The sequence below is a fragment of the Algoriphagus aquimarinus genome, from assembly GCF_007997215.1.
In the GTDB taxonomy this organism is placed as follows: Bacteria; Bacteroidota; Bacteroidia; order Cytophagales; family Cyclobacteriaceae; genus Algoriphagus; species Algoriphagus aquimarinus_A.
In genome coordinates this window covers 105082-122390 of sequence record NZ_VORW01000004.1, presented here as the reverse complement: position 1 = coordinate 122390, position 17309 = coordinate 105082, and the positions used below count along the sequence as shown (strand labels likewise).

General features: G+C 39.6%; 15 protein-coding genes and 1 tRNA gene. 7 read left to right on the top strand and 9 right to left on the bottom strand.

The annotated features are described in order from the left end of the window. The first annotated feature begins 36 nt into the window (after nt 1-36). From ESV85_RS09270 to cas6, 3 genes are all read left to right on the top strand, one after another. Nucleotides 37-1122, top strand: coding sequence for an AI-2E family transporter (locus ESV85_RS09270; RefSeq protein WP_146916862.1), 1086 nt, complete (start codon nt 37-39; stop codon nt 1120-1122). Between the two features lie 7 nt (nt 1123-1129). Continuing rightward, nucleotides 1130-2227 (top strand): redox-regulated ATPase YchF, encoded by a 1098-nt coding sequence (ychF, locus tag ESV85_RS09265; protein WP_146916860.1) that lies wholly within the window; start codon nt 1130-1132, stop codon nt 2225-2227. A 97-nt stretch (nt 2228-2324) separates the two neighbouring features. Beyond that, entirely contained in the window at nt 2325-3221 is an 897-nt protein-coding gene (gene cas6 / locus ESV85_RS09260) for a CRISPR-associated endoribonuclease Cas6 (protein ID WP_146916858.1), read from the top strand. 124 nt (nt 3222-3345) lie between these two features. On the opposite strand, the gene ESV85_RS09255 is transcribed toward cas6, so the two are convergent. Together ESV85_RS09255 and ESV85_RS09250 are read right to left on the bottom strand one after the other, a co-directional pair. After that, on the bottom strand, nt 3346-3834 hold the full coding sequence (locus tag ESV85_RS09255) for a hypothetical protein (protein WP_146916857.1): 489 nt from the start codon (nt 3832-3834) through the stop codon (nt 3346-3348). A gap of 28 nt (nt 3835-3862) precedes the next feature. Continuing rightward, complete coding sequence (locus ESV85_RS09250; protein WP_146916855.1) at nt 3863-4966, bottom strand: ferredoxin--NADP reductase; 1104 nt, start codon at nt 4964-4966, stop codon at nt 3863-3865. A gap of 219 nt (nt 4967-5185) precedes the next feature. Between ESV85_RS09250 and purB the strand changes: the two genes are divergently transcribed. Both purB and ESV85_RS22275 read left to right on the top strand, forming a co-directional pair. After that, entirely contained in the window at nt 5186-6529 is a 1344-nt protein-coding gene (purB, locus tag ESV85_RS09245; protein ID WP_146916853.1) for an adenylosuccinate lyase, read from the top strand. Nucleotides 6530-6841: 312 nt separating this feature from the next. Next, nucleotides 6842-6979: a hypothetical protein gene (locus tag ESV85_RS22275; RefSeq protein WP_191321977.1), complete on the top strand. Its 138-nt coding sequence runs from the start codon at nt 6842-6844 to the stop codon at nt 6977-6979. 2 nt (nt 6980-6981) lie between these two features. On the opposite strand, the gene ctlX is transcribed toward ESV85_RS22275, so the two are convergent. Then, on the bottom strand, nt 6982-7941 hold the full coding sequence (gene ctlX, locus ESV85_RS09240; protein ID WP_223275957.1) for a citrulline utilization hydrolase CtlX: 960 nt from the start codon (nt 7939-7941) through the stop codon (nt 6982-6984). Nucleotides 7942-7946: 5 nt separating this feature from the next. Next, nucleotides 7947-8810 carry a hypothetical protein gene (locus ESV85_RS09235; RefSeq protein ID WP_146916852.1) on the bottom strand — a complete coding sequence of 288 codons (864 nt, stop codon included), beginning with the start codon at nt 8808-8810 and terminating at the stop codon, nt 7947-7949. 202 nt (nt 8811-9012) lie between these two features. On the opposite strand from ESV85_RS09235, the gene ESV85_RS09230 reads away from it, so the two are divergent. Beyond that, nucleotides 9013-9342 carry a hypothetical protein gene (locus ESV85_RS09230; protein ID WP_146916851.1) on the top strand — a complete coding sequence of 110 codons (330 nt, stop codon included), beginning with the start codon at nt 9013-9015 and terminating at the stop codon, nt 9340-9342. Between the two features lie 49 nt (nt 9343-9391). Here ESV85_RS09230 and ESV85_RS09225 read toward each other — a convergent pair whose 3' ends face one another. The 3 genes from ESV85_RS09225 to ESV85_RS09215 all read right to left on the bottom strand — a co-directional run bounded on the left by ESV85_RS09225 (nt 9392) and on the right by ESV85_RS09215 (nt 13834). Next, nucleotides 9392-11677 (bottom strand): xanthine dehydrogenase family protein molybdopterin-binding subunit, encoded by a 2286-nt coding sequence (locus ESV85_RS09225; RefSeq protein WP_146916849.1) that lies wholly within the window; start codon nt 11675-11677, stop codon nt 9392-9394. A 24-nt stretch (nt 11678-11701) separates the two neighbouring features. Then, the gene (locus ESV85_RS09220; RefSeq protein ID WP_146916848.1) at nt 11702-12160 is read right to left on the bottom strand and encodes a (2Fe-2S)-binding protein; all 459 of its coding nucleotides are present in this window, start codon (nt 12158-12160) and stop codon (nt 11702-11704) included. A gap of 384 nt (nt 12161-12544) precedes the next feature. Next, complete coding sequence (locus ESV85_RS09215; protein ID WP_146916846.1) at nt 12545-13834, bottom strand: Gfo/Idh/MocA family protein; 1290 nt, start codon at nt 13832-13834, stop codon at nt 12545-12547. Nucleotides 13835-14093: 259 nt separating this feature from the next. Here ESV85_RS09215 and ESV85_RS09210 point away from each other — a divergent pair. After that, nucleotides 14094-14167: transfer RNA gene (locus tag ESV85_RS09210), tRNA-Asn, on the top strand. Nucleotides 14168-14688: 521 nt separating this feature from the next. Here ESV85_RS09210 and ESV85_RS09205 read toward each other — a convergent pair. Then, nucleotides 14689-16227: an NAD(P)/FAD-dependent oxidoreductase gene (locus ESV85_RS09205; RefSeq protein WP_146916844.1), complete on the bottom strand. Its 1539-nt coding sequence runs from the start codon at nt 16225-16227 to the stop codon at nt 14689-14691. A 57-nt stretch (nt 16228-16284) separates the two neighbouring features. Further along, nucleotides 16285-17259 carry a glycosyltransferase family 2 protein gene (locus ESV85_RS09200; RefSeq protein WP_146916842.1) on the bottom strand — a complete coding sequence of 325 codons (975 nt, stop codon included), beginning with the start codon at nt 17257-17259 and terminating at the stop codon, nt 16285-16287. Nucleotides 17260-17309: the final 50 nt, after the last annotated feature.

Below are 17309 nucleotides of genomic sequence, written 5' to 3'. Positions count from 1 at the left end.
AGGAGACAGTAATGTCTCCTTTTCTTATTTTAGAATATGCAGCGTTTTTTCATTTATCTCATTTTATTCACCGCAGTTTTCCTGCTTTTCGGCTGGTATTTCTCCAATATCACGCTTTATCTAGTCATTTCTTTAATACTAGCAGCGCTATTACGCCCACTAACGAACCACCTAAATGATTTTCATTTATTAGGACAGCATATTCCAAGGTGGTCTGCAATTCTGCTATCCTATTCGGCGATAGTACTTTTGTTGGTATTGCTTAGCTTTCTGTTTTTCCCTTTGATCAATAATCAGATTATTATATTAAGCGAATTGGATTTAAATGGAATCTATGAGCAAATTCAAATACCAGTCACTAGGGTTGAAGGTTTTCTTTTCAGACATGAGTTACTAGAAACGGAGCCTGGATATTTATTTGGTAGTTTGAAATCCAGTATGATTAAAATGATCAAAGGATTCGATTTTACTAGCTTCATAGGTGGAGTAATAAATACTACTAGTAGCCTTTTTATAGGTACAATGGCTATTGCTTTTATTAGCTTTTTCCTGCTGTTGGAAAATGGACTATTGCGAAGAAACCTACTAAATCTAATCCCAAACCCCTATTTTGAGCTATCAGTAGCGACCTTTACTAAGGTAGAAAAATTGCTGTCCAATTATCTTTCGGGGCTATTACTTCAAATGCTGGCAATCTTCTCTTTGGCCAGTTTCGGACTCACCGTCATGGGAGTAGAATACGCTCTGACCATAGCGCTGTTTGCGGCAGTAGCCAACCTAATCCCTTATGCAGGCCCTTTACTTGGCGCCACTTTCGGTATCATTATCGGAATTTCATCCGGTAGTTTTGAAACAAACAACGAATTAAATTACCTGATTATCAAGATACTTTCAGTTTTTGGGCTAGTTCAGATCACAGATAATATATTTCTTCAGCCTATGATTTTTTCTAAATCTGTGAAAGCACATCCCCTTGAAATATTTGTTGTTATCTTTGCCGGGGCAAAAATCGCAGGCGTTGTCGGGATGATTTTTGCAATACCACTTTACACCATCTTTAGAGTTTTCATTTTGGAGTTCTACAAGGGGTATAAATCTTACAGAATATTTAAAATAAAATAACAAATTAATGGCATTACAATGTGGCATTGTAGGACTTCCAAACGTAGGAAAATCCACTCTGTTTAACGCCCTATCCAGTGCGAAAGCTGAAGCAGCTAATTTCCCTTTTTGCACTATTGAACCTAATGTGGGTGTAGTAACCGTTCCGGACAAGAGACTTCAGATTCTAGAAGAACTTGTTAATCCGCATCGAGTTCTTCCAACTGTGATTGAATTTGTGGATATCGCAGGACTTGTAAAAGGCGCAAGCAAAGGTGAGGGCCTTGGAAATAAATTTCTAGCAAATATCCGAGAGGTAGATGCTGTCATTCATGTGATCAGATGCTTTGACGATGACAACATCGTCCACGTAGCTGGTGGGGTAGACCCAATTTTTGACAAGGAAGTGATAGATACTGAGCTTCAACTGAAAGATTTGGAGTCAGTGGACAAGAAAATCCAGAAGTCTGAGAAGGTCGCTAAATCCGGAGATGCCAAGGCTAAAAATGAACTGGAAACACTTTTACTATTCAAACAAGCACTGGTAGACGGAAAAAACGCTAGATCTGTAGAAGTGGATAAGGAAGAGCTGGAAGCTGTTCGTGACTTACATTTATTGACTATCAAACCTGTGATCTATGTAGCCAATGTGGATGAAAGTAGCCTGCTATCTGGTAACAAATATGTGGATAAGCTGAAGGAAGAAGTGAAAAATGAAAACGCTGAAGTTATCATCCTGTGCGCTGCTATAGAAGCTCAAATCGCTGAATTCGAAGATGCTGAGGAGAAGGAGATGTTCCTTGGAGAATACGGATTGGAAGAAAGTGGATTGAACAAATTAATCAGTGGTGCGTATTCTTTATTAGACTTAATCACCTATTTCACAGCTGGAGTGCAGGAGGTTAGAGCTTGGACAATCAAAAAAGGATGGAAAGCGCCTGCAGCCGCCGGAGTAATTCACACAGACTTTGAAAGAGGCTTCATTAAAGCTGAAGTGATAAAATTAGCTGAGTACCAGAAATTCAAAACTGAAGCAGCTTGCCGTGAAAACGGAAAAATTGCCATTGAAGGCAAAGAATACATTGTCCAAGATGGCGACATTATGCATTTTAGATTTAATGTATAACAATTTCTCAAAAAAAATGATAATTTTGTAATTGCGTATTCACCCCAAACGTTACAATTTTATCTTATTTATTGTCTCATTTTATTTTTAATTTACCGTGAGAGTTAGACTAATATTTTCCCTAAAAAACAAGGGTTCCTATTTACCTTTTCATCATCAGTATATTCTGGCGCAATTCCTGAAAGGGTTAATTGTGAAAGGTGGAAGAGAAGAGTTTTACAACTACAACTATTTCAATTTTTCTGGTCTGAAAGGCCAGACAAAAGTGAGTAGAAGTGGCTTGCATTACTATTCAAGTTTGGTAACCCTAGTGTTGTCTTCCCAAAGTGAAGACTTCATGGACTATCTGTTAGAGCAGGTTTTTGCCACCCCAAAAATCGAGCTTGGCAACCTAATTATGGTCCCTGAATACACTGAAATCGAAGTAGAGCCAGTTTTGGAAACTTCAAACAAATTTGTTTGTATCTCCCCATTGGTATTGATCACTCCTGCATTCAATGAGGAAGCTGGTAAGCGTTTCATTAGCCCGGATAGCGATGAGTTTTCCGATCTGCTATACGAATCTACGCTAACTCGAATGGAGAGATCTGGCTGGTACACTCCTGAGCAAATGGAGACTTTCTACAAGTTTCAGGTAGTTCCTGATATGGTTTATGTAAATAAACTTAAGGAAGCCCAGAAGAAATTTGCTAGAATCTATGCCGTCTATGACATGGATGTAAAGTACGAAGTGAGAGGTTATACACTTCCAATTACATTGTACGCTGCTCCTGAAGTTCAGGACTTCGTATTCAAATGTGGTTTGGGTGCATTTACTCACAAAGGTTTTGGTATGCTGGACTTGGCTAATCACCCAACAGGCCCAAGAACTACTACCTACAAATTCAAAAGAGAAGGATTTGTTCCTTACAAGCCAAGTGAGCGTATTCGCGAGAACGTTGCTCCACCTGCTGAAGAGGATAAAGAATCTCCTTCTTCTACAGAAGAATCATAAAAAAATCCCTTCCGTCTATTCGGAAGGGATTTTTTTTTGGCATCAATTCTTACTCCAGCTGAATTGAGTCCATGATATTGAGTCTTGACTCTATAATCTAATCACAAGTCTAACTTCTATATCCTTAATCTGGTCTAGAAGCCAATCTGATTACCTCAGCATCTTCTTGAGAAAGCTTTAGTAGAGACTTAATTCGATCAGGAGTGGGCTTAGCAACAGAAAAGAAGAAAAGTGCGCCTGCAAAAATAAAATTGTAAATCGCCGAACCGAAAAAGAGCAAACCAACAGAGCAAATCAACGCAACAACGAAGAGGATCATATACCGTTCACGAGTAGCATTCGCATAGATTTTAAGCTTTGCCAGCAAATCCTCAGTCAAGAAGACAGCCTTCACTTTCTTACGAAAAAGTAAGTATTGAGCTACTAAGAGACCTATACCTGCACCAGACAAAATCTGCCCTACAAGCTGTGGTAATTCTGGCAGATCCCAAGTTAATTTCCCGGAAGATTGGTACAAATAAATCATCCCAAAAATGGGCAAAACCAATACCAGAAGTATCAAAATAAGTTGATCAAGGTTTTTATAAACCTTCCTGAATTCTTGAATTTCCAAAATAATTTTTATTGTAAGGTTACCTGAATTACTCAATCGTAACCTTGACATCATCAGTCAGCGGATGCGATACGCAACAAAGTACATAGCCCGCCTCAATTTCATTTGGACTTAAACCTGCATCTTCGTCCATCTTAACCTTCCCACTAAGTAATCTACCTCTACATGCGGTACAAAGACCACTTTGACAACTGTAAGGCATATTCAAATTCTGAGCAAGCCCTGCTTCCAGAATAGTCTTGTCAGGAGACACCGTTACAGCATGTTCTTCTCCTTCCAAAATCACTTTCACATCTCTAGTCAACAATCCACCAGTAATGCCGTGTGCTGCGTCATCATGGGCTTTATCTGCAGCTGCAGAATAGAAGCTTTCACGATGTACTTTTTCACTAGGAACTCCTAACTCATCTAATATAGAAACTACATTATCCATGATACCCTCTGGTCCACATGCGAAGTATTCCTTTTCGAAATCAGGTTCTGACTCAGCTTTTTTAGCAAACTCAAGGATAGTTTCCTTTGTCACACGACCTTTCAGACCAGTCCAAGTTTCACTCGGTTGACTCAAATTATGTATCACTTCAAGTCTTTCCGTATTTTTTTCTGCTAAGGATTCCAATTCCTTCTTGAAAATGATTTGATCTTCATTTCGGCTACAGTAAAGTAGAGAAACTTTAGAATTAGGTTCATTCACCAATACGGACTTTAAAATCCCCATGATAGGTGTGATACCACTTCCTGCAGCTACCAAGAAGAAATGTTTCTTGTTTTTGGAGTGGAAATCAGTGGTGAAATTACCCAAGGGCTTGAGCGCATTGATTGTTTTCCCTGGGAAAACCCGCTCATTAAGAAAGTTGGAAAACTTTCCTTTTGGAACACGCTTAACAGATATCCCAGGAAATGGATCCACGTAAGGCGAGGTGCAAAGACTATAAGATCTTCGCTGTTCTTTGCCTTCAAAATCCATCACCAACGTCAAAAACTGACCTGGTTTGTAATCAAGAAACGGCTCTGGTTGCTCAAAATATAAAGTGACTGTATCTGCCGTTTCTTTCACTACCTCCCTCACTTTCAGCGGTAAATACTGTGGAGCCTTTACCTCTTCCTTCTTTTTCTTAAATAAATTGAACATTCCTGATCTGAGCTTTTATCTGTTTAAACGGTTGCAAAATTAACCCGCAAAGTCAAATATTCTGGCTTGTACCTGATTATTTGCAAATCATAACTCAGATAATACCATGGTAGTTCGAATTATTTGAAGGAAATTTTCTGAATTAGCTAGCTCAAATCCCATGTTTTGGCTTCAAAAAATTAACTTTGCACCTTCCTAAAACCAAATTGATTAAAAGAAATGGAATTAAATGCATTGACCGCAGTGACTTCAGTAGATGGACGCTATGCTGGCAAAACAGCTCCTTTGAGAGCCTATTTTTCTGAATTTGCCTTGATCAAATACCGTGTTCATGTAGAAGTGGAATATTTCATTGCGCTATGCGAACTTCCATTGCCACAATTAAAGGACTTTGATAAAAGCCTTTTCGCGAATCTTAGATCAATCGTGAGTGACTTTTCTCTCACCGACGCAGACACAATCAAAGCCACTGAGAAAATCACAAATCATGATGTGAAAGCTGTTGAGTATTTCTTGAAAGAGAAATTCGATGCCCTAGGACTGGAAGCTCACAAGGAATTCATACACTTTGGCCTGACATCTCAGGACATCAACAATACAGCAACACCACTGATGCTGAAGGAAGGTCTCAATGAAGTGATTTTGCCTCAGCTCGATGCTGTCATCGACAGACTTCAAGTACTGGCAAATGAATGGAAAGACATTCCAATGCTGGCCAAAACTCACGGACAGCCTGCTTCTCCCACTCGTTTGGGAAAGGAGATCGAAGTATTCGTAGTTCGTCTTACAAAGCAGCTTATACTACTAAATCATATTCCATACTCAGCAAAATTTGGCGGAGCCACTGGCAATATGAATGCACATCATGTGGCATATCCAGCTTATGAATGGAATGAGTTCGCCTTTCAGTTTGTAGGAGAATATTTAGGCCTGGAGAGAAGCTACCCTACTACACAGATTGAGCATTATGACAATCTTGCTGCTGTATTTGATGGGCTGAAAAGAATCAATACCATCCTATTAGATCTTTCTAAGGATGTATGGCAGTACGTAGCCATGAATTATTTCAAGCAGAAAATCAAAGCCGGTGAGATAGGCTCATCAGCAATGCCTCATAAAGTCAACCCCATTGATTTCGAAAATGCTGAAGGGAATTTGGGTATTGCGAATGCCCTGTTAGAGCATTTAGCTGCAAAACTTCCAATTTCAAGATTACAGCGTGATTTGACTGACAGTACTGTATTGAGGATCATCGGTGTACCACTTGGTCATATGTTGATCTCTTTTGAATCCTTGCTAAAAGGTTTGGGTAAATTAGAACTTAACGAAGCGGCTATTCATGCAGATTTGGAAGAAAACTGGGCAGTAGTGGCTGAGGCAATCCAAACGGTATTGAGAAGAGAAGGCTTTCCAAAACCTTACGAAGCACTTAAGGATCTTACCAGAACAAACACCAAGATCACAGAAAAATCAATCTCAGAATTCATTTCTAATCTGCCTATTTCAGATGAATTGAAAACTGAATTAAGTGTCATTTCTCCATTTAACTATACTGGGATTTAACAGGTATAGATTTCGGGAATTTCCTTTTCCAACCGGGTTTATAGCTTTAAGATGTGACTACAATTCTTAAAGCTATAAACCCTTTTTTATGCTAATAAGCTCACTTAAAGTATTTTACATTTGTAAAAAAAAAATGAATCAAGCTCAATATTAAAGCTTTATGTACCCAAATAGAGTTCAAAAACCATTTAAGAACTATAGGATTGTATTATTATTAGAAAAAAACAGTATTTTACTTTCATTAAATTTAAAAAGCATTTCAAATACATCAGAATGCTTGTAATATATTTTAAACTTTAAACTTAAGATAAAATGAAAGCTAAAAAGGAAATCAAACCTACATCTACAGATCAAGTTACAAATTCAAGTACTGAAGCTATTAAAGGAATTACAGATCTAACTAGTTTGGAGTCGGATAGAAAAAAGAAAGTAGATCCAATAGTGGAGTAACTCTAACTCTTAGATTTCACAGAAAGGAAACTTTCGTCGAAAGGCAAAAAAATCTCTGCCATCATACAACGTGAACTTCCCCCTCCCAATTTTTCGATGGTGGGAATAGAAGGGCTTATGATGGTGGAGTATTTTTCTATAAGTTGAATCTGTCCAATATTCAGCGAATCAAGCGCTGATTCAGACATTACCGTAAATTTCTCTCCTCCGTCATTGCCTACCTCTAGCATATTTCCTGCAAAGTGAAGCTTTTGCTTTGGCGTGATAGGCACCACTTTTTTACCAGCTTGCGTCAAACTTTTTTGCACAGCCTGCTTTTCAGAAGCTTTTGGGATACTATCCAAACACACCACTGCCAAATCAGAACCTATGTGCATCATCACATTCGTATGGTAGATCGGAGCATACACACCATTTACCTCCTGAACTGCATGAAAGCCTACTACTTTGTATCCAAGAAGCTTACCTACATAATCTAGGGGGATTTTATGCGTACGCTCTGAGTAGCAAGCAAAAATAGTCTTGGACTGATGATCCATTACCATGCTTCCAGTGCCTTCCAAATATTGGGCATCTTCTTCGAAAAAGCTTAAATCTATAATTTCATCTACTTTAAACTTGCGCTTCATTAAGTCCTCAATCAAATCCTTTCTTCGCTCCAACCTTCTATTGGGAGAATACATGGGATATAAAATCAACTTTCCGTCCGGATGTGTGCTAAACCAATTGTTAGGAAATACTGCATCAGGTTTGATAGGTACAGAAGTATCATCCTCTACTATTACATTGACGCCCTGATCTCTCAACATCGCTACAAAGCCATCAAACTCTTTTAGAGCTAGCGAGCTGATTTCACTCGCGGATCTACTATCTGGCACTTGATAAAAGTTGTTTTCAGCAGTTTCAGCATTAAAGCCGAAATTTGCTGGCCGAACCATCAGGATAGTGGTAGAAATCTGCATAAGTACTATTTGGTAGTATATTTATACAATACAGGTTCCAAATCGAATCGTTTTTCACTGAGTGTATAGTATGCTTTCCCGCTAGGCAAAAAGCCTATTGCCTCTCCTTGAGGCTCTGGAGAATAAGGCAATTCTATTGGCTGTCTACTCATTGCCTGCACAATAGATTCACCAGGATTCCTCTTCCAATAGTAAATTGCAAGGTAATTTTTCACTAGAATTTGACTGCCATCTGCAGAGATATCAGCAGCAGTAGCACTGGTTAGGGGAAGTTTGATAAGCTCTTCTAGTTCCTCTTCACTACTTCCAAATTTACCTGCTGCTAAGCGATAAAGCGTATTTATACTATCACGCTTAGAAATAATGAAAATATCACCAGAGATTGGATCAACCATCAATGACTCCGCATCTCTTGCTCCTCCGGGGTATTTGAGTATGGTCTTTTCTGGTGTTATCTGGCTGGTAGGGTTACGGGTACTCGGCTCAGGAATTCGATAAATAACTATTTCATCATGAACTGCATTATTATCTCCGATCTCTCCAACATAAATATAGGACTTCCCATCTGTCCCAGGACCTATGGCTATATCCTCCCAATCTCTATTTTCAGCCCCGAGGAGTTCTATTTTCCCTACATTATTCCCTAAGGAGTCTAGTATATATACAGCAGCTTCTCCTCCACTATCGTTATGGACATAAATCAAACCTTGGAGAATTCTGCTACATGCTAAACCAGAAATCTCATCAAGCCCATCATCTTTCAGTGTCGCAACTGCAACTCCCTCACCGAAGCTAGTAACAATTTCTTCCTGAGCACTGACACAGGAAACTGAAAAAAATAAGAGTAAGACTACTATAGGTGTTTTCATGGGATCGCTTTGAATACAGGCTAAAAGTAAATAAAATGCTTAGCAGCCGTACTATCCAATCGGCTCTTAGTTAGTTATTTTTATATTAGCCTACTTCTATAAAGCTGAATATGGATCCACTACTAAAGAAAATGACTTGGAAAGATGGGATGAACATTCAAATCTGGAATGCACCTCCTGAATTAAAAGAAATGATTTCATCATGGGAAAAGATGTATTAATCAATCCTGCAGCAAAGCCAGATTTCATGTTGGCATTTGTCCAAACTGAGGAAGAAGTGAAGAAATATTTCTTTGAAATGCAGGCAAAGGCTCCGAATGATGAGCAAATATGGATGGCGTACCCCAAAGGAACCTCTAAGAGATACCAAGCAAAGATTAACCGTGACTCCGGATGGAAATACTTAGGGGAATTTGATTATGAAAGTGTTCGCCAGATTGCAATCAATGAAGACTGGTCAGCGCTACGCTTTCGCAAAACGAAGTATGTGAAAGTAATGACAAGGGGTTTCAGTGTGAAAGATCAAAAGTGAAAAGACTCAACTCCATCTGATGCAATAGAGTTGAGTCTTCAAATCTGAATTAAACTTTAAAAGGCAATTTATAAATCCTTTCTCCATTCATTTGATACATGGCATTTGCCAAAGCAGGAATAAATGGAGGCACAGGGGGCTCTCCTACTCCAGTTGGCTTAATCTGGCTTTCTATGATATGTACATGAATATTTTTTGGCGAAGCAGGCATTCGAATAATCTTATAAGTATCGAAGTTATTTTGCTGCACTTGTCCCTTGTCAAATGTAATTGCCGAGGTCGTTGCTAGACTAGTTGCAAATTGAGATCCTCCCTCAAACTGAGACCTTATCCGATCTGTATTCACCGCTACTCCACAATCCACTGCATAATGCACATCTGAAATAATAGTGTTGCCACCAGACCCTTTTTCCAGTATCACCACACAGGCTACGTAGGTCAGAAAGCTTTTGTGAGCAGCAAAGCCCATTATTTTTCCTGAAGCTTTATTGGCCGTCCAATTTGACTTTTCAGCAACAGTTCGAATGACATTTTTCATTCTCCCCGTATTCCAAGGATAGTCTTCTATCTTTTCCCCATAGTTCCCAAACTCACCACTGACCATTTCAGACTGGAAGGTAATATCTCTGTCCGTTCCCAAAAGTTCTATCGCATTTTCTATGGGATCCTTGCCTCTTGCCTCCGCTATTTCATCCATCATAGAATGTATGGCAAAAGCATGATGAATATTGCTAACCGAACGAAGCCATCCAACCCGTGTATTTCCAGTGGATTCATGGGATTCTATCCGGATGTTTGGCACATCAAAAGGGAAATCAACACAGCCTAACCCCAATTCACCATCAGAAGGATGTAATTCTTCTTTACTACTTGTAGAACCGATCGCAGGAAAGACTGTATGATGATTCCAGCCTATTAGATTTCCAGAGGCATCCAAACTCGCTTTAATACGCTGTGCGCTGTGTGAATGGAAAAAGTCAAAATGCAGATCATCTTCACGTGTCCATTGAACTCGAACAGGAGCTTTTGCAGCTTTAGAAAGCAGGGCTGCCTCCACCACAAAATCAGGTTTGGATTTTCTCCCAAATCCACCTCCTAGTAAGGTTACATTTATCCTGACCTTGGCAGAATCAATCCCAATAGCAGTAGCTACTGCATCTCTAGCCCATTGAGGATGTTGGCTTGGAGCCCAAACTTCACAGGAGCCATCTTCTTTTACATGAGCGATGGCAGCTGGTGGCTCTATGGTGGCATGAGCATAAAATGGTGCTTCAAATGTTCGTTCTAAAGATTTAGCTGCCGATCTACTTGCTTTATCAAAGTCTCCACGCTCTCTTCTTACTTTACCATTCCCTTTAGTACTCTCCAGCATTTCTGCCTGTTGCTTGTCAGAATTAAAATTCTGGTTATCACCTAAATCCCACTCCACCTCCAACGCTTCTCTCCCTTTGATTGCAGACCAAGTAGAATCAGCAATGACCGCCACCCCCTCCAACGCTTTATCCAACCCAGGAGGAAAACCTGAACCTTCAATTTTCACCACCTGAACTACTCCGGGGACTGCCAAAGCTTTTTCATCATTATAAGAAATCACTTTGGCTCCAATAACCGGGCTACGCTTGATCACTGCAATTTTCATATTGGGCAAATCCACATCTGCTCCAAACACTGCTTTGCCGCTGGTGATGTCTTTGAGATCATAGATCGGCACATCAGTACCAATTAACTTATAGTTAGTAAAATCTCTCAATTTCACGTCTTCTGGATCAGGAACAGGAGCATCTTTCAATCTTCCTACTAAGTCGCCAAAGCTAATTTTCTTGCCTTTTCCAGCATGAAGCACCATACCGTCTTGGGTATCGCATTCGGAAGCTTCTACACCCCACTCGGAAGAAGCTGCAGCAATCAGCATATACCTTGCCGTAGCCCCAGCTTTACGCATAGGCTCATAAAACATTCGTACAGAAAAGGAGCCATCTGTATTCTGATTGCCGTATTTCTCTTCATCTCCTTCGGCCTGAATAATCTTCACCTTGGACCACTCAGCGCCAAGTTCATCAGCTACTATCTGCGGCAGGGAAGTTCGAATACCCGTACCCATCTCAGATCGATGAGCAACCAAAGTCACTTCATTTTCTGAATTGATACTGATATACACATTTGGAGCAAAAGTCATAGTTTCTCCCTTTGGACCAGAACACTGGAAACTCACGCCTAGAATGAGTCCTCCAGAAGCCAGAGAACCTAATTTCAAAAAATCTCTTCGTGAAGCCACGAATATTTTACTCTGATCTTCTCTTTTACCTTTTTTGAGAAATGGAATATTTGGAAGCATGGGTATGGAGTTAAGTTGGGAAAATTAAACAGACTTGGAAGCGGTCAAGATTGCCTCTTTGATACGATTGTAGGTACCACAGCGACACAAGTTCCCCGCCATTCCCTGCTCTATTTCTTCACCAGTAGGACTTGAATTAGAGTTAAGTAGTGAAGCTGCATTCATGATCTGTCCAGATTGGCAGTAGCCGCACTGCGGTACGATATGTTGTACCCAAGCTTTCTGGACAGGATGATCACCGTTTTCCGATAACCCTTCGATAGTGGTTATTTTCCCATCCCCTACGTCAGCTATAGGAATCGAACAAGAACGAACAGCCACGCCATCCAAGTGCACTGTACAAGCGCCGCAAAGAGCCTGACCACAGCCAAATTTGGTTCCTTTCATCCCAAGCAAATCACGAATAACCCACAAAAGTGGCATGTCATCCATTGCTTCTACTTCCTTGCTTCCGCCATTGACGGTTAGTGTATATTTAGCCATTGGTATTAGGTTTATTTTCTGTATTATTTATGAGTATCCGCTTAACTGCACGTATGTGCTTTGAAATAATGCTAGAGGTTCAAATTTCGCAATTCCCCCTTTTTTTAAAGAGGGTAAGGGGGATTTTTTCAGGCTAGAACCAGACATAATTCTATTTATGTGCATTCATGCGGATATACATAATATTATTTATTCAATTGGTTCTACCGCGAATTTAATGGAGATTTTACAAAATAAAGAATGCTCAATGCCGATTACATCATATAAAATACTGAGAAATAGCTCAAAGCTTTATCCTGATAAAGCTCCCTTTTCTATATTGGACTATAGATAGAACTATTCTCCACTAACTTAAGGGTAGAACCATTCAATTTATTTGATGTGTCAAGCGCCTATCAGATTCCACTTTTCTCGATATGGTCTGAACAATAATTGATTGGCAGCGTCATTATTTTTGAAAAGCTCTTTTTTAGCATCCCATTTCAATTCCTCTTTTAGTCGGAAAGAGATAAGTGCCAAATGCATAGGCATGGTCATGCTTCGTGCATACTCCAAATAGGATTCAGGTTGCTTGCGGGATTTCACGGCATCGATGAAGTTTTGCTGATGTCCAGGAGATCGGATAATCGTTTTAGGTATTTCTGGAATATCATTCATAACCTTGCCGTCAATCCTGATTTCTCGACTGGAATAGTCACAAACCAAAGTACCCTTACTCCCCTCAAAATAGGCTCCAATTCCCTTACCGGCTGCACCGGGCACATCGGGTGGTATGGATGTCCAATGAAGGTCAAGTTTTTTGAATTTAAAATCCACATCGATCCATTTAGGAGTATCACCAACACCATCCGAACTCTCACCGTTTGCTTTTATCTTTTTAAGTCCCGACGGCTCCATAGACCACCAAACTATATCTGCTATATGACACCAGAAATCCTGAAAAACCCCACCGGAATACTCCATGAAATAACGGTAGTTGAAGTGGCATTTTTCAGGAGCATATTCTGAAAAAGGCGCAGGACCTAGCCACATGTCCCAATTCAAATTGGACGGGGGCTTCTGATAATTTAGGGCTGGAATAATTGGTGGTTCTCCACTTTTCCAAAGCCGAACTGTCTTGATTTTACCCAAGACACCAGATTTGATAATTTCAGCTACACGATGGTAATTATCCCCTGCATGAATCTGATTGCCGAGTTGAAAGATCTGTTTTGTTTGATTTTGCGAAGCTAGCATCAGCTTGCCTTCATGCTGAGAATATGAGAGGGGTTTTTCGCTGTATACGTCCTTACCTGCCTGGAAAGCTAATATAGTAATCTGCGCATGCCAATGATCAGGCGTAGCAATAGTAACTGCGTCAATATCTTGCCTATCTAACACATGTCGGAAATCCGTATACACCTGAGCTTTGGTATTAGTATGGACTTTTTTAAGCTGTAGCAAAGCTTCATTAGCACGATTTTCATCCACGTCGCAGAGCGCTACTATTTCCACATCAGGCAGGTTGGCAAACCAGTTCAGATGATTCAACCCCATTCCTCCTAAACCAATATGGGCAACGCGAACACGATCTGAAGTAGCTGCTCTCAGGCCTTGAAAAGGTAAAAATTGCAAACCTAATGCCGTAAGAGCGGAGTAACGGACAAAGTCGCGTCTATTTATTGGATTGGACATGAATAATGAGTTAGTAAAACAATTGTAAAAGCCTTTCTCAAGTTACAAATCTTACGGAGTTTTGAGTAATACCCCTGCAATATGTTGAGCCAATAGTTTTTCAGTGAAAAATTGAAAAATTAAGTCTCTGATTTAGAAGACCAAAAGTACTGATAGGCCAAAAACATGGAGTTTTTTAGGACACTAGTTTGGAATAAATGGAATAGCCTCCTACATTTGCATCACCAATTCGGAACAAGCTCCGAATGAAACACAAAATTCCTTCTTAGCTCAGCTGGTTAGAGCATCTGACTGTTAATCAGAGGGTCCTTGGTTCGAGCCCAAGAGAAGGAGCGTCCAAAACCTGTTAGATTTATTTCTAGCAGGTTTTTTTATGTGCAGTTTTTTTGGAGTTGAAAAGAGTACTGCTGCGAATTAAGAGTATACCGTTTAAGTCCACAGATGAGTTAATCAAAAGGTCCTTGTCCGCGATGGCTATCGGGACGAGCCCAAGAGAAGGAGCGTCCAAAACCTGTTAGATTTATTTCTAGCAGGTTTTTTTATGCCCAGCCGGACACAGGCATTTGTGCCTTGCTGTTTGCAGATGAGTACTACCGCAGCTTCTTTGACTACTCTGCTCCAAAAAGCCTTGGAAACCTTTATCAAAGAATCCCACTTCGAAGTCTGATAATGAAAGTCTCAAATTAATCACATTAAAAAAACCGAGGAAGAGAATCTCCCCCAGCCTATTAAAATTATTCAATATTCTCTATCGTTTTAGAATGGATTTTAGATAGTCAGCTATCTAAAATAAGGGTATTGAATAAATATTTGTAAAGAGAAGATTATTGAAAAGATAGCGACACTCAAGAGCATTACCCCAAATATTCATCATCAGAGTTTATTGCCCAGATCTCCTTTTTAGAAGGCTCGCCTTTCTCAAAAAGCTCCACTGCTTTGAAGGCTGTCAACATCGAGTGGTCTTGGTTATTATATTTATGCAGACCGTTTCTTCCCATAAGAAATAAATTCTCCTTGGTGTCTAAATAATCGATGACTTGATTAAGGCGATGGTAGCTACCTGAATAGGTAGGATAGGCTTTTGGGCAGCGAACTACTTTTCCCGACAGATATTCTCCTTCTTCCAAGATCCCAATTATAGAGAGTTCTTTCAAAGCAAATTTGATTACATCTTGATCTGAAGAGTCCCAAAGTTCATCATTTTGTTGGCAGAAATATTCTGCTCCTATCCATACCGTATCAGCCGATGTCATATAAGGACTCCAATTATTGAAAATCTGAAGTCTTCCCACCTTGACATTCCCTTCCTGGATATACAACCAATTATCTTTAATCAACTTGCCCTTTTCCTGCTCAAGCTTGAGTTTCTTAAGCTCCAACCCCACAATCATAAAATCTCTATATTCTAATTGCGCTGCTATTTCTGCAATTTCTACTGGTACATCTTCCTGAATGGACTCAAACAAGTTTTTAATCGGCATGGTACTAAAAACCGCATCACATTCCAGTTCAGTTTCATTCCCAGGCGCTAAGGTGGAATAATAGCTCACCTTATTTACTGATCCATCCTCTATATGAAGTTTAGACAATCTAGACTGAAAGAGAATTTCAACACCCGCATCCTGACAAGAATCTGCTACCTTCTCCCACAACATACCAGGACCTTTTGCTGGATACAAGAACTTCTCAATCAATGATCGAGTATTTTCTTTTCTGGCACTTCTCGGGATAAAGATTTTCTTAACGCTATGCTTGACCAAATCCCTCACCTTCAAACTTTTGATGCGCTGCCTCCCCCACTCAGAACTCAAATCTGTACAAGCCTTTCCCCATACCTTTTCAGTATAATCTTTAAAAAATGTTAGATATAGTTCTTTGCCAAAATTATTGATGAAGAAATCCTCCAAATTATGCTCCTCTTTTATAGGAAACATTCTTGCATGAACGATGCCTTTTACTATCCTAAGTGATTTGAAAATCCCCAAATTGAGCAGCAATTGAATATTTATTTTCAATGGATAATCAAAAAGCCTTTTATTGAAATAAATCCTGGATTTCCTCTTCCGAACTAGCATTGCATCTTCGGGATTTTTCTGGAGAATATTATCTAAGTTTTGGGTTTCAGAATGATAGCCAATCTTAAGATGGTGGGTAGTATCCAATATCGGGAGAAATTTCACCCACCAATTCAACACTTTCTCTGATTTTGAAAAGAATCGATGCCCTCCTATATCGATCAAGTTTCCTTGATGATTCACTGTTTTACTAATTCCACCGACTTGATCATCAGCTTCCAATACAGTAATATGGTATTTTCCAGTTTGTGACAATTCGTAAGCAGCAGTCAAACCAGCAGGACCCGCACCTATAATAACAATCTTCTTTTTATTCATTAATATAATAATTCAACGCATGCTTTTAATTGCTGTCATTGTTAAGTCAAAAGGGAATTAAGAATATATATCCTTCTTAAAACTGAAAACCCCAAGAACGAAACCTGTGAGAGCGAAAATGTAATAAATATGATGTAGGACTAGTACAGATGGTAGAAAACTAAATTTTTTGGAAGCAAGCCTATAAAAGCTCAACTGAGTTAAAATAAAAATTAGAATAGTTACGGGAACCAAAGTCCAGAGCCAAGTCCAATTGAATCCGCAAAGTAACAACCCTATGGTAAGCAAAGTGAACAATGCACTTACTTTTTCCAATGAATCGGTATTTAGATGATTTCCTGCTTGCTTTCCATGACGATACATCAGGACTGTCCACGGCTTAGCTCTTAAAAAAATATCCGTCCTCATCCAATTATAAAAAGTCCAATTCTTCAGATGTTTCACTTGAATATCTGCATCAATACGGATAACATAACCTCGGTTAGCTAAACGAATACCCAGCTCCACATCCTCGATACTCGGCAAGTCAAAATCTTCATCAAACCCACCTACATCTTCAAAAGCATTCTTGCTAATGAGTGAAAAAGCTCCCCAAAAAACACCTGCTTTATGATGATTTCTTTGATGATGATGATGGTGCAAAATATTTCGGAATTTGGATACAAAGCTAGGAGCAGAAGGGCTATTGTCATAAGACCCAATCAATCCATCCTCCCCGTTTTCCCTTAAACTATGCAATGCTACTGCTAGGGTGTTTTTCTCGATTAGCACATCGGAATCTACAAAGGAAATCCAGGTTCCATGTGAGATTTTCACACCATAGTTTCTACATGCAGCAGGGCCAGATTTTGGAAAAGGAATAATTCGAACTCGAACATCTTTTTCCCAAGCTTGAAAATAATCGAGAGATTCCCAGCCATCCAGTATGACCACCACCTCAAAATTACTTAGGGAACTTGCACAGACAGCCTTCAAGCAAGAAACTATCGTCTCATCGTTTATCTTAACAGGGATAATCACACTCAAATCCATCCCGAAAGATATATTGAATATTTTCAATCCATCTACTAATACCTGCTTTC

Bases quoted from the DNA above. Each gene is read 5' to 3' on its own strand.
- ychF (WP_146916860.1), top strand. From the start codon at position 1,130: ATGGCATTACAATGTGGCATTGTAGGACTTCCAAACGTAGGAAAATCC.
- ESV85_RS22275 (WP_191321977.1), top strand. From the start codon at position 6,842: ATGAAAGCTAAAAAGGAAATCAAACCTACATCTACAGATCAAGTTACA.
- ESV85_RS09225 (WP_146916849.1), bottom strand. From the start codon at position 11,677: ATGCTTCCAAATATTCCATTTCTCAAAAAAGGTAAAAGAGAAGATCAG.
- ESV85_RS09270 (WP_146916862.1), top strand. From the start codon at position 37: ATGCAGCGTTTTTTCATTTATCTCATTTTATTCACCGCAGTTTTCCTG.
- ESV85_RS09230 (WP_146916851.1), top strand. From the start codon at position 9,013: ATGGGAAAAGATGTATTAATCAATCCTGCAGCAAAGCCAGATTTCATG.
- ESV85_RS09205 (WP_146916844.1), bottom strand. From the start codon at position 16,227: ATGAATAAAAAGAAGATTGTTATTATAGGTGCGGGTCCTGCTGGTTTG.
- ctlX (WP_223275957.1), bottom strand. From the start codon at position 7,941: ATGCAGATTTCTACCACTATCCTGATGGTTCGGCCAGCAAATTTCGGC.
- ESV85_RS09250 (WP_146916855.1), bottom strand. From the start codon at position 4,966: ATGTTCAATTTATTTAAGAAAAAGAAGGAAGAGGTAAAGGCTCCACAG.
- ESV85_RS09215 (WP_146916846.1), bottom strand. From the start codon at position 13,834: ATGTCCAATCCAATAAATAGACGCGACTTTGTCCGTTACTCCGCTCTT.
- ESV85_RS09200 (WP_146916842.1), bottom strand. From the start codon at position 17,259: ATGGATTTGAGTGTGATTATCCCTGTTAAGATAAACGATGAGACGATA.
- purB (WP_146916853.1), top strand. From the start codon at position 5,186: ATGGAATTAAATGCATTGACCGCAGTGACTTCAGTAGATGGACGCTAT.
- ESV85_RS09220 (WP_146916848.1), bottom strand. From the start codon at position 12,160: ATGGCTAAATATACACTAACCGTCAATGGCGGAAGCAAGGAAGTAGAA.
- ESV85_RS09235 (WP_146916852.1), bottom strand. From the start codon at position 8,810: ATGAAAACACCTATAGTAGTCTTACTCTTATTTTTTTCAGTTTCCTGT.